This is a genomic window from Brevundimonas sp. UBA7664, from assembly GCF_002483305.1.
Lineage (GTDB): Bacteria > Pseudomonadota > Alphaproteobacteria > Caulobacterales > Caulobacteraceae > Brevundimonas.
Genome location: NZ_DLHQ01000039.1, coordinates 17,974 through 29,497 on the forward strand (window position 1 = coordinate 17,974; position 11,524 = coordinate 29,497).

At 70.1% G+C, this 11,524-nt stretch carries 9 protein-coding genes; 3 read left to right on the forward strand and 6 right to left on the reverse strand.

Features of this window, described 5'->3' with window-relative positions; all coding sequences use genetic code 11:
- Window positions 1–73 precede the first annotated feature (73 nt).
- Together B2742_RS09145 and B2742_RS09150 are read left to right on the forward strand one after the other, a co-directional pair.
- Window positions 74–862, forward strand: coding sequence for an EcsC family protein (locus B2742_RS09145; RefSeq protein WP_292065339.1), 789 nt, complete (start codon window positions 74–76; stop codon window positions 860–862).
- A 228-nt stretch (window positions 863–1,090) separates the two neighbouring features.
- Window positions 1,091–1,312 (forward strand): hypothetical protein, encoded by a 222-nt coding sequence (locus B2742_RS09150; protein ID WP_292065341.1) that lies wholly within the window; start codon window positions 1,091–1,093, stop codon window positions 1,310–1,312.
- A gap of 147 nt (window positions 1,313–1,459) precedes the next feature.
- On the opposite strand, the gene B2742_RS09155 is transcribed toward B2742_RS09150, so the two are convergent.
- From B2742_RS09155 to B2742_RS09170, 4 genes are all read right to left on the reverse strand, one after another.
- Window positions 1,460–4,591, reverse strand: a complete 3,132-nt coding sequence (locus B2742_RS09155; RefSeq protein ID WP_292065343.1) for an autotransporter outer membrane beta-barrel domain-containing protein — start codon at window positions 4,589–4,591, stop codon at window positions 1,460–1,462.
- Between the two features lie 338 nt (window positions 4,592–4,929).
- A complete protein-coding gene (gene polA, locus B2742_RS09160; RefSeq protein WP_292065345.1) occupies window positions 4,930–7,830 on the reverse strand; it encodes a DNA polymerase I in 2,901 nt (966 codons plus the stop codon).
- 60 nt (window positions 7,831–7,890) lie between these two features.
- Window positions 7,891–8,337, reverse strand: coding sequence for a hypothetical protein (locus B2742_RS09165; protein WP_292065348.1), 447 nt, complete (start codon window positions 8,335–8,337; stop codon window positions 7,891–7,893).
- Window positions 8,338–8,346: 9 nt separating this feature from the next.
- Window positions 8,347–10,008 carry a thiamine pyrophosphate-binding protein gene (locus B2742_RS09170; protein ID WP_292065350.1) on the reverse strand — a complete coding sequence of 554 codons (1,662 nt, stop codon included), beginning with the start codon at window positions 10,006–10,008 and terminating at the stop codon, window positions 8,347–8,349.
- Window positions 10,009–10,103: 95 nt separating this feature from the next.
- On the opposite strand from B2742_RS09170, the gene B2742_RS09175 reads away from it, so the two are divergent.
- Window positions 10,104–10,241 carry an entericidin A/B family lipoprotein gene (locus tag B2742_RS09175; protein ID WP_292065353.1) on the forward strand — a complete coding sequence of 46 codons (138 nt, stop codon included), beginning with the start codon at window positions 10,104–10,106 and terminating at the stop codon, window positions 10,239–10,241.
- A 76-nt stretch (window positions 10,242–10,317) separates the two neighbouring features.
- Here B2742_RS09175 and truA read toward each other — a convergent pair whose 3' ends face one another.
- Entirely contained in the window at window positions 10,318–11,055 is a 738-nt protein-coding gene (gene truA / locus B2742_RS09180) for a tRNA pseudouridine(38-40) synthase TruA (RefSeq protein WP_292065355.1), read from the reverse strand.
- 10 nt (window positions 11,056–11,065) lie between these two features.
- The coding region (locus B2742_RS09185) for a methionyl-tRNA formyltransferase (protein ID WP_414633056.1) at window positions 11,066–11,524 on the reverse strand (459 nt) is incomplete at its 5' end.

The following is an 11,524-nucleotide window of genomic DNA, read 5'->3' on the forward strand; positions in this document are numbered from 1 at the left end:
GGGCGGGGTCTAGACCCGCGCGCGCGGGCCTGCAACCGTGACGCTGCGTAACCGAGCGCCCCGAGAACCGACCATGGCCCGCCCGCCTGAAACCCGCCCCGAGTTCGTCGCCGTCGAGGACACGCCGTCCGACCTGATCACGGTCGTCGACGCGACCACGGTGCGGGCCGAGGTCGCGGCCTGGCGGGCGAAGGTGCTGAAGCGGCCGGGGCTGTGGGACCGGGCCACGCGCGGGACCCAGGAGCGGATCAACAAGGTCATTCCGGAACGGGTCCACGCCATCATCACCGCGGGCGTCGAGGCGATGACCAGGGGCATATTGTTCGGCTCGGACCTGATCCAGACCCGGCCCATGGCCGACGGCTCGCTGGCGGCGCGCGAGCGGCGGGCGCGGGCGAGGATCAAGGCGTACCGCACCACGGCCAGCGTCGAGGGCGGGGTCGCGGGGGCGGGCGGCTTCGTGCTGGCGGCGGCGGATTTTCCGGCCCTGATGGCGATCAAGGTCAAGATGCTGGGCGATGTGGTCGGCGCCTATGGCTGGGGCGGCGACACGGTGCGGGAACGGCTGTTCCTGCTGCACATCTTCCACCTCGCCTTCGCCAGCGCCAAACGAAGGCCCGGGGCGCTGGCCGAGCTGGAGCGGTGGATCGCGGGCGTGGACCAGCCGGAGGCGATCACGGCGTACGACTGGCGGCGGTTCCAGATCGAGTACCGGGACTATATCGACCTGGCCAAACTGGCCCAGCTGATCCCCGTCGTCGGCGCCCCGATCGGGGCGGCGGTCAACTGGCGGCTGGTCGACCGGCTGGGCGAGACGGCGATGATGGCGTGCCGGATGCGGTGGCTGGGCGAGGCCGGGTAGGGCGGGCTTGGGGGGCGTCGGGCCGGGGCGCTGCGCGGGGACTTCCTTGCAGGAAATGGCATTTGCGCCGCCCGGCGCCTCAGCGGTCTCCGATCGCGCCAGGGCGATGCGACGACGCCACCCTCCCCTGTGCACGAAAAGAACAAATCACGAACGTTCCGATTGACTCCGCCCGCCCCGGCAGGCTGGATCATCCCGGGTCGGCGTTACAGAAAGAGGACACAGATCATGCGTGCCGAAGACCGCATCGCCGCCCGCCTGCTGGAGGCCCTGGAGGGCCTCGACCTGACCAGCGCCGACGGCCGCGCCGGCATCGGCACCCTGCTGTCCGAGATCGAGCGCGCCTGTCCCGGCGCCATCCTGCAACAGGCGGCGCGGATCGAACTGCGGGCGCTGGGGGTGGGAAGAGGGGTCCGGGACCCTGTCCCGGACCTTTATGACGCGGCTTAATCCCGGCCGACAATCCGTTCACGAATGCGAGGATCGGGCCCCGGCGGACGCGGTCTGCCAACGATCGGCTGGCCTTCACTCAGTGCGGTGAGTCCGCCAGCGAACGAAAGGCGTCATGGCCGGCGTTCGCCGGCCATGACGTTCGGCTCAGAAGCTCCAGCGTGCGCCGATGCGGACCGATCCGCCCTGCGCTTCGCCGGAGAAGGCGGCGTCGCCCCGGACGAACAGGTTGACCCCGCCCTGATCCAGCAGATTAACACCCAGGCTGACCTTGCCATAGGTGTCGGACTCGATGTCCTGAAGGCCGAATGCGGTCGCTCCACTGTTGAAGACGGCCGTATTCTGGCCCTCGAACTCCTCGACCGCGAACACGCCGACAAACGGCTGGATGCGGCTCGACCCGAGGGCGAAATCGCCGCCCATGCGGATCCCGGCCTCGCCCCTCAGGCTCTGGCCGTCCTCGAAGGAGAAGACGCCGCCGGGAACCGTCAGGTCGTCGAGGTCGGTATCGACATAGGCCAAGGTGGCGACCGGCTCGACGAAGAAGCGGCCGAGGTTCACGCGATAGCCGACCTCACCCTTGGCCCCGTAGCTCGTGCCGTCGATTTCCTCGCGGAACAGGGCCGTCCCGGAGAACACCGTGGCCTCGAAGCGGTCGGCCTTGACCAGACCGTTCAGGAAGAAGCCACCGGCGCTCAAGGCGGCGTAGGCGCCGATGTTGCCGCCCGAGAAGGTGATCGAGTTTCCGCTGGCGAACTCCAGGTCCGACCGGCTGAGGCCGCCGGTCAGACCGAACACCATCCGGCCCGAACCCATGGAGCGCTGCATGTCGCCGCCCAGCTGGAAGCCCTGGAACTCCTGGTCATAGGACAGGTCGACTGTGACCGGCGTGCCGCCCGGATTGAAGCTGCGGACCTGGTCCTGGCCTTCCGAGCCGGCATAGCCCTGGGCCCACATCTCGAAGCCGTCGGCGCGTTCCTCAAGTCCCGACCACGCCACGTCGCGCAGTTCGGTCATGCGGGCCGACCAGGCGTCGCCGCTCTGGTTCCAGCCATTGGTGACGCCCGCTTGCAGACGGCCGATCTCGAACACCTCGGTATCCGGGGCGGTGACCAGCAGGAAATTGCTGGTCGCGCCGTCGAACACCAGGTTCGCGCGGGTGAAGCCGAAGTCGGTATTACCGCCCAGCTGGAAATTGCCGGCCGTCGCGGCGCCGGCGTCGACCAGCAGAATGCCCGTCAGGTTCAACGTCGGGGCGGCGCCGGGCGCCGTGTTGTTCAGAAGCAGCGTCGTCGAGCCCGCCGCGGTTCCGATCACCAGCCGGTCGGCGGTGTTGTTTGCGAAGGAGACGTCAAGACCGACCTGACTGCCGGCGCCGCCCGTGAAGGTCGTTCCCGACAGGGTGAGGACGTCGCCGGCGGCGCCGTCCCGCAGATCGATCAGCCCGGTGTTGTTGAAGCTCTCCAGCCCGGTGAAGGTGGCCGAGGAGAAGGCGGTCAGAACGCCGGCGTTGGCGAAGCTGTCCGTACCAGCGCCGAAGTCGCTGGCGCCCACGGCGGCGAACCGTCCGCCGGCGCCGTTGGAGAAGACGTCGGCGTTGTCGGTCAGGTCGATGCCGCCGTTGACCACTCCGGTGTTGACGACGCTTGCGGCGCCGCCGTCCACGTTGAGGGCAAGGCCGCCGGTCGAGCCGATCGTGCCGGCGTTGGCGACCGTGGCCCCGTCGACGGACAGGATGTTCACGCCGCCCAAGGCGCCGTTGACGCTGGAGCCGGCGCCGACCGTCAGGTTCGCGGTCGAGCCGCTGTCGAGCCGGATGCCCGTGCCCTGGGCCGAGGCGATCACGCCCGTGGTGTTGACGGTGATCAGGCCCGGGCCGGTGTTGATGGCCTGGATGCCGTCAGAGCCGAGGCCGGCGGTCGTGATGCGGCCGGCGGTGATGTCGATGTCGCCGCCGAGGGCCGAGGTCGCGACCACGCCCGAGGCGCCGTCGCCCTCGGTCAGGACTTCATTGGCCGAGATCCGGGTGTCGGCGCCGAACAGGGCGTTGGTGACGATGCCGGTGCTGTTCGCGCCGCTGGTGCGGACGCTGGCGGCGGTGATGTCGACGGTCCCGCCGGGGGCGGCCGGGATGCCGAAGAGGATGTTGCCCGCCGTGCCGCTGGCGGCGCGCACGCCGACCGAATTGTCGCCGCTGGTGGTCAGGCTGCCGGCGCTGACGGTCACCGCGCCGGCCTGGCTGGTGATGTCGATGACGGCCGAGTTGTCGCCGCCGGTGAAGGCGTTGCCGGTGCTGACCGAGGCGTCGCCGTTGCGGGCGCGGACCTGGATGGCGTTGGCGTTGTCGCCGCCGGTGCCGATGAAGAAGCCGCTCTGGGTCACCGCGACGCTCTCGCCCGAGGCGACGATGCCGCGCGAGCCGTCGCCGTCGGCGGTCACGGCCGTGGCGTTGACGGTCACGGCGCCGCTGGTGCTGTTCACTTCGATCGCGTCCGAGCCGGCGCCGGTGGTCTGGGCCTGGAAGACGTTGACGGCGATATCGCCGACGGCGGTGCGGGCGTTGATGGCGTCCGAACCGATACCGGAGGTGACGATGGCGTCGCCGCCGTCGCCGATGGCGATGTCGCCGAAGGTCGTGTCAGCCGATATGCCGGTCGAGCCGTCGCCTTCGGTGATCACGGTTGAGACGACCGCGCGGATGTCGCCGTTGTCGCTGTCGGCGAAGACGCCGTTGGAACCGGCGCCGGTGGTCTGGACGGTGAAGGCGTCGATGCTGATGTCGCCCAGGTTGGTGGTGCCCTGGATGCCGTCGGCGCCGTCGCCGCTGGTGCTGACCGTGCCGGCGTCGACGGTGATGTCGCCCTCGGCGGAGGAACCGATGATGCCGATGGCGTTGGCGCCGGTGGTGGTCACCGAGCCGATTTCCAGATTGATGTCGCCCAGGTCGCTGGCGGCCAGGATGCCGAAGCCGCCGTCGGCGTCGGTGGTGATGCTGGCGCCCATGCCCTGCAGGTCAAAGCTGGCGTCGCCGAGGCCGAACAGCAGGATGCCGGGGTTGAGCCCACCCGAGGTGTCGATATTGACCCCGTCTTCCAGGATCACCGTCAGCGGATCGGCGAAGGTCAGGTAGAAGACGCCGTTCGGATAGTCGTTGCCGGCCGGGGTGCAGGTCACCGTGCCGCCGCCGATCGGGGCCGCGCCGCACTCGTCCTGGGCCGCTGCGGGGGTCGCGGTCAGGCCGGCCAAAGCCAGCAGACCCCCGCCGAGGATGGTGCTCATACGCAGGGCGCCGCGACGGCGATCGGCCGTCAGGCGTGAGGAAAGGGCGGCGTGAGATCCGTGGATATTCGACATAAGCGGTCCTGGCAAAAGGCGTCCCTTCCCCAACGGAAATACGACGCGTGAACCGGCAGTTACGTGTCCGCTACGGGAAAGTTGCTTCAAAGCCGACAATATTTTGCCGGGATTTCAAGGAGTAAGCTTCACCTTATAGCGGTCGTCGTGTCGCGAGGGCCGTGTGTGCGCGGAACAATCAAGCAAAGCCTCGCTGAAACCGGTGCGGTTCTAGGACCTCTGTCGGGAGGTGTTCCTTCGCAGGGCGGCGTCGGGTCAAAGACCTAGTGCGCCTCGTCCCAGTTCCCCGCCGCCCGCGCATCCACCACCAGCGGCACGGTCAGGGCCACGGCCGGTTCCGCCGCCCCCTCCATCGTCCGCTTGATCACGGCGATGGCGCGCCCGGCCTCGGCTTCGGGGGCCTCGAAGACCAGTTCGTCGTGGACCTGGAGCAGCATCTTCGTTGACAGGCCGGCCTCAACCAAAGCCCCCGGCATCCGCATCATGGCGCGGCGGATGATGTCGGCGGCGGCGCCCTGGATGGGGGCGTTGATGGCGGCGCGTTCGCCGAACTGGCGCTCGGCCCCGGACTTTGAATGGATGGCGGGGATGTGGATGCGGCGGCCGAAGACGGTGCTGACCATGCCGGTCTCGCGCACCTGGGCCTTGGTGGCGTCCATGTATGTGCGGATGCCGGGGAAGCGCTCGAAATAGGTCTTGATGTAGGCGCCGGCCTCGCCCTGGTCGATGTTCAGCTGGGCGGCCAGGCCGAAGGCGCTGATGCCGTAGACGATGCCGAAATTGATCGCCTTGGCGCGGCGGCGCGTCTCGGGGTCCATCTGGTCGACGGGGACGCCGAACATCTCGCTGGCCGTGGCGGTGTGGATGTCGATGCCGGCGGCGAAGGCGCGCTTGAGCTCGGGGATGTCGCCGATATGGGCCAGCAGGCGCAGCTCGATCTGGCTGTAGTCGGCGCTGATCAGGACATGGCCGGGGGCGGCGATGAAGGCCTGACGGATCTGGCGGCCGGTCTCGGTGCGGATCGGGATGTTCTGCAGGTTGGGGTCGGACGAGGCGAGGCGGCCGGTGGTGGCGGCGGCGAGCTGGTAGCTGGTGTGGACGCGGTCGGTGGTCTTGTCGGCGGCCTCGATCAGGGCGTCGGTATAGGTGCCCTTGAGCTTGGACAGCTGGCGCCAGTCCAGCAGGACGCGCGGCAGGTCGTGGGTCAGGGCCAGGGCCTCGAGCGTGGCGGCGCCGGTTTCCCACTGGCCGGAGGCGGTCTTCTTGCCGCCGGTCAGAGCCATTTCGCCGAACAGGATGTCGCCGATCTGGCGCGGGGAGCCGACGTTGAACGGGCGGCCGGCCAGCTCGTGCGCCTGCTGCTCCAGCTCGGCCATGCGCAGGCCGAACTCGGAGGACAGCCGCTTGAGGCGGTCGGGGTCGACGCGGATGCCGGCCCGCTCCATGTCGGCCAGGACGGCGGGCATGCCGCGCTCCAGCGTCTCATAGACGGTGACCAGGTGCTCTTCGGCCAGGCGCGGCTTGAGGAGGCGCCACAGGCGCAGGGTGACGTCGGCGTCCTCGGCGGCGTAGCAGGTGGCCGGTTTCAACTCGACGTGTTTGAACGATTTCTGCGCCTTGCCCGTCCCGGCGACGGTCTTGAAGGCGATGGGGTCGTGGCCGAGGTGGAGCCGGGCCAGCTCGTCCATGCCGTGGGCGTGCAGGCCGCCCTCGAGCACGTAGGAGATCAGCATGGTGTCGTCGATCGGGGCGACGCGGATGCCCCTCTGCGCCATGACGGCGAGGTCGTATTTGCCGTTCTGGGTGACCTTGAGGACGGCGGGGTTCTCGAGCAGCGTCTTGAGGCGGGCGAGGGCCGTGGGCTTGTCGATCTGGGTGAGGGCCTCGCGCTGCTCGCTCTCGCCGCCGAAGTCGAGGCCGCCGGCGTTGGGCGCGGGCGGGTGCTCGTGGGTCAGGGGGATGTAGCAGGCGTCGTTGGGGCCGATGGCGAGGGACACGCCGCACAGGCCGGCGTGGGTCGCGGACAGGGCGTCGGTCTCGGTGTCGAAGCCGACGACGCCGGCCTCGGTCGCGCGGGCGATCCAGGCGTCGAGCGCTTCCAGCGTCTGGACGCAGGTGTAGGCCTCGGTGTCGAAGCCCTGCGCCTCGGCCGGGCCGGTCGCGACCTGGCCGTAGCGGGGCGTGGCGACGGGGGCGGAGGGGACCTTGGGCCGGGCGACGAAGGCGGTGCCGTTGGTGGCCGGGGCCTTGCCGTCGCCGACGCGGTTGCGCAGCGAGCGGAACTCCATCTTGTCGAGGAAGGCGGCGAGGGTCTCGGGGTCGGGGTCGCGGATGGCGAAGTCGGCGATGGGCTCGGGGGCGGGGGCCTCGCAGTCGAGGCGGCAGAGCTCGCGGCTGAGCCGGATCTGGTCGGCGAATTCGATCAGGGTCTCGCGGCGCTTGGGCTGTTTGATCTCGCCGGCGCGGGCCAGAAGCGTGTCGAGGTCGCCGTATTCGCCGATCAGCTGGGCGGCGGTCTTGGGGCCGATGCCGGGGGCGCCGGGGACGTTGTCGACGCTGTCGCCGATCAGGGCCTGGACCTCGACCACCTTGTCGGGCGTGACGCCGAACTTTTCGAACACGGCCTCCTCGGCGAGGCGGCGCTCCTTCATCGGGTCCCACATGACGACCGAGGGGCCGATCAGCTGCATCAGGTCCTTGTCTGACGAGACGATGACCGCCTCGCCGCCGGCGTCGCGGGCCTTGCAGGCATAGGTGGCGATCAGGTCGTCGGCCTCGTAGCCGGGCAGTTCGACGCAATGGACGCCGAAGGCGGCGGTGGCCTCGCGGACCAGCGGGAACTGGGGGATCAGGTCCTCGGGCGGGGCGCTGCGGTTGGCCTTGTACTGGTCGTACATGGCGTTGCGGAAGGTCTTCTCCGAATGGTCGAAGACGGCGACGAGGTGGGTCGGACCGTCGTCGCCCTTCATGTCGCGGATCAGCTTCCACAGCATGTTGCAGTAGCCCTGGACGGCGCCGACGGGCAGGCCGTCGGACTTGCGCGTCAGGGGCGGCAGGGCGTGGTAGGCGCGGAAGATGTAGGCCGAGGCGTCGATCATCCACAGCCGCACGGCGGGGCCGTCCTGGGTGAGGGGGCGGTCGGGCGAGTCGGGCGCGTCGGTCATGCGGCGAACATAGGCGGGCGCGGCGCCGCCGTCACCGGCTCCCGGGCAAAGGTTTGGGCGTCAGGACACCCAGGTCCGGCGGCACGAGCCTTCCGGGACCGTCCAGCCGGCGAAGCCCGAGAGGACCCGGCACTCATAGCCCTGTCCCGCGAGCGGGCCGTGCATGATGCCGGTGGCGACCACGGCGCCGCGGCCGTCATAGACGGGCCGAGCGAAGCTGACCCAGCGCATGCGCTGACGCGGATCGCCGGGGGCGTCGGGGTCGTACGGCTGGAAGGCGAGGCCGTGGCGGCTCCAGTCGCAACGCGGGGCGTAGTCGCCCTCGAAGCGGATCGGCAGGGGCCGGTTGTCGGTGCTGTTGAAACGGTAGTGCTCCTTCGCGATCGCGGCGATGACGGCGCAGTCGTTGCCGTCCGCCATCGGCGGGCCGCCGGGACCGGGCTCCATCGGCGTGGCGCAGGCGCCGAGCAGCAGGGACGAGGCGGCGAGGATAGGAAGAACGCGCATGGCGGCTCCTTATTGCGAGCGCAGGCCGGTGATGGTGCGGTTGGGGGCGATATCCTCGGCCGAGGTGATCAGGTGAACGAGCGCGGGGCGGCCGGCGTTCCGCGCGGCCTGGAGGGCGGCGGGGAAGTCGGCGGTGGTCTCGCAGCGGATGCCGAAGGCGCCGAAGGCCTCGGCGTATTTGACGAAGTCGGGGTTCACCAGGTCGGTGGCGATGGTCCGCTGTCCGCCCGGATAGTGCATCTCCTGGTGCATGCGGATGGTGCCGTAGGTCCCGTTGTCGACCACCACGACGACGGCGTTGATGCCGTACTGGACGGCGGTGGCGATCTCCTGCCCGGTCATCAGATAGTCGCCGTCGCCCGCGATGCAGATGACCTCGCGATCGGGATGGACCGACTTGGCGGCGAGGGCGGCGGGATAGCCGTAGCCCATGGCGCCCGAGGTCGGGGCCAGCTGGGTGCGACAGGCGCGGTGACGGTAGAAGCGGTGCAGCCAGGCGGCGAAATTGCCGGCGCCGTTGGTGACGATGGCGGTCGGCGGCAGGCTGTCGTGCAGGTGCGCCATGCACTCGCTCATGTTCACCGCGCCGGTCACGGGCACGGGGGTCGAGAAGGCCTGGTAATCGGCGTGGGCGGCGGCGGCCTCGTCATGCCAGGTGCGGCCCGGCTCGATGGCGGACAGGGCGAGGGCGGCCAGCGAATTGTCGGCCGTCGCGCTGATCAGCGGGGTCCAGACGCGACCCAGCTCCTCCGCGCCCGGATGGATGTGGATCAGGGTCTCGGCGGTGCGGGCGCGGTCGAACAGGGTGTAGCCCTGGGTCGGGTTCTCGCCGAGGCGGGCGCCGACGGCGAGGATCAGGTCGGCGGCCTTGGCCCGGGCGGTCAGTTTCGGGTTGCAGCCGAGGCCGAGGTCGCCGGCGTAGTTGGGGCGGGCGTTGGACAGGATGTCCTTGCGCCGGAACGACAGGCTGACGGGCAGACCTATGCGCTCGGCCCAGTCGCCGATGGCGGCGGCGGCCTCCTCGGTCCAGCCGGAGCCGCCGAGGACCAGCAGCGGGCGTTCGGCTTTCGCCAGACGCGCGCGCACCTGTTCGACAAAGGCCGGGTCCAGCGCCGCCTTCGCGGGGGTCACCGGGCGGATCGGGGCGGGGCCGCCGTCGGCATGGAGGATGTCCTCGGGCAGGGCGATGACCACGGGCCCCATCCGGCCCTGCAGGGCGGTGGCGAAGGCGCGCTCGACGACCTCGACGGTGCGTTCGGGACTCTCGATCTCGGTGGCCCATTTGGCCAGGCCGCCGAAGACCTCGCGATAGTCGACCTCCTGGAAGGCGCCGCGACCGCGGTCGGTCAGGGCGATCTGGCCGACGAACAGGATCATCGGGGTGGAGTCCTGGTGCGCCGTGTGCACGCCGATTGAGGCGTGGGTGGCGCCTGGCCCGCGGGTGACCATGCAGACGCCGGGCTTGCCGGTCAGCTTGCCGTAGGCCTCGGCCATGTTGGCGGCGCCGGCCTCGTGGCGGCAGGCGATGACCTGGATCCGGTCGCGCACGTCGGCGAGGGCGTCGAGGACGGCGAGATAGCTCTCGCCCGGGACGCAGAAGACGCGGTCGATGCCGTTCATGACGAGGGTGTCGACGATGCGGCGGGCGGCGGTGTTGGCGGGCTGGCTCATGCCGGACCGGTTAGCAGATCAAACCGGGCCTTGGCCATGCAACCCCACGGTCACGCTTGCGTTTACGGCGAAGGTTCACCCCAAAAGGAAGTCCCATGAAAAAGATCCTCGCCCTCAGCCTCGTCGCCGCCGCCTTGGCCGTTTCGGCCTGCAACACCGTGTCCGGCGTCGGCCGCGACGTGTCCGCCGCCGGCAGCGCCGTGACGTCCGGCGCTGAGGAAGCCAAGAACTAGGACGAACTTGTCATCCCGGCTCGCCGCTTTGCGGCGTCCGGGATGACAAGGCGCCGCGCTATTCGACGTACGAGCGTTAGTAGACCACGCCCGTCAGATAGAGCCCCGTCGACGGCGCCACGGGGCCGCAGGCGGCGCGGTCGCGGGCGGCGAGGGCCGCCGCGACGTCCCCGATCGCCCACCGTCCCAGCCCGACCTCGACCAGGGTGCCGGTCATCGAGCGCACCTGCCGGTGCAGGAAGCTGCGCGCCTCGAAGACCAGATGCACCTCGTCGCCGACCCGCGTGACGCGGGCGACGTCGAGGGTCTTCTCGGGTGATTTCGACTGGCAGTTCACATCGCGGAAGGTGGTGAAGTCGTGCAGGCCGACCAGGCTCTGCGCGGCTGCCTGCATGGCCTCGGCGTCCAGGGATTTACGCATGTGCCAGACCCGGCCCGCGTCCAGCGCCGGCGGACCGGGACGGTTGAGGATGCGGTACAGATAGCGGCGGCCCGTGGCCGAGAAGCGGGCGTGCCATTCGCCGTCGACGTCGGCGCAGTCCAGCACCGAGATCGCCTCGCCGACCAGATGGGCGTTGAGGGCGTTCATCACCGTCTTCGCCGGCCAGTCCTTTTCGAGATCGAAGCTGATCACCTGGCCGGTGGCGTGGACGCCCGTATCGGTGCGGCCGGCGGCGGCGAGGCGCACGGTTTCGCCGCAGAAGGCGGTGATCGCCGTCTCGACGGAGCCCTGCACCGTCGGCTGGTCCGTCTGGGCCTGAAAGCCGTTATAGGCCGAGCCGTCATACTCCAGCGTGAGCCGGTAGCGTGTCATGCCTGTTTCCCTATCGCTCGCCCCGCGGGGGCTCGCTGCTTGAGGGAGAGAGCACCGTTCCGGGCGGCAGGGGGAAGCCGCGCAGCATCTCGTCCGCCGACTGGGCCGCCTTGCCCGCCCGCTGGACGCGCAGCAGCCGGACCGCGCCATCGCCGCAGGCCAAGGTCAGGTCGGCATCCAGCACCTGACCCGCCGCGCCCGATCCGGTCGAGACGCGTGACATCAGCACCTTGATCCGCACGGGGCCGTCCTCGCCCGGAACCTCGAACCAGGCGCCGGGGAAGGGCGACAGGCCGCGGATGTGGGCGTCGACTTCGGCCGCCGGACGGGACCAGTCGATCCGGGCCTCGGCGGGCGTGATCTTCTTCGCATAGGTCGGCTCGCCGACCTGTTCCGTGCCCTCGACGCCGCCGCGTTCGATGGCGGCCAGCGCCCGGGGCCAAAGGCTGGCGCCGGTGTGGGACATGCG

Bases quoted from the DNA above. Each gene is read 5' to 3' on its own strand.
- B2742_RS09145 (WP_292065339.1), top strand. From the start codon at position 74: ATGGCCCGCCCGCCTGAAACCCGCCCCGAGTTCGTCGCCGTCGAGGAC.
- B2742_RS09150 (WP_292065341.1), top strand. From the start codon at position 1,091: ATGCGTGCCGAAGACCGCATCGCCGCCCGCCTGCTGGAGGCCCTGGAG.
- B2742_RS09155 (WP_292065343.1), bottom strand. From the start codon at position 4,591: ATGAGCACCATCCTCGGCGGGGGTCTGCTGGCTTTGGCCGGCCTGACC.
- polA (WP_292065345.1), bottom strand. From the start codon at position 7,830: ATGACCGACGCGCCCGACTCGCCCGACCGCCCCCTCACCCAGGACGGC.
- B2742_RS09165 (WP_292065348.1), bottom strand. From the start codon at position 8,337: ATGCGCGTTCTTCCTATCCTCGCCGCCTCGTCCCTGCTGCTCGGCGCC.
- B2742_RS09170 (WP_292065350.1), bottom strand. From the start codon at position 10,008: ATGAGCCAGCCCGCCAACACCGCCGCCCGCCGCATCGTCGACACCCTC.
- B2742_RS09175 (WP_292065353.1), top strand. From the start codon at position 10,104: ATGAAAAAGATCCTCGCCCTCAGCCTCGTCGCCGCCGCCTTGGCCGTT.
- truA (WP_292065355.1), bottom strand. From the start codon at position 11,055: ATGACACGCTACCGGCTCACGCTGGAGTATGACGGCTCGGCCTATAAC.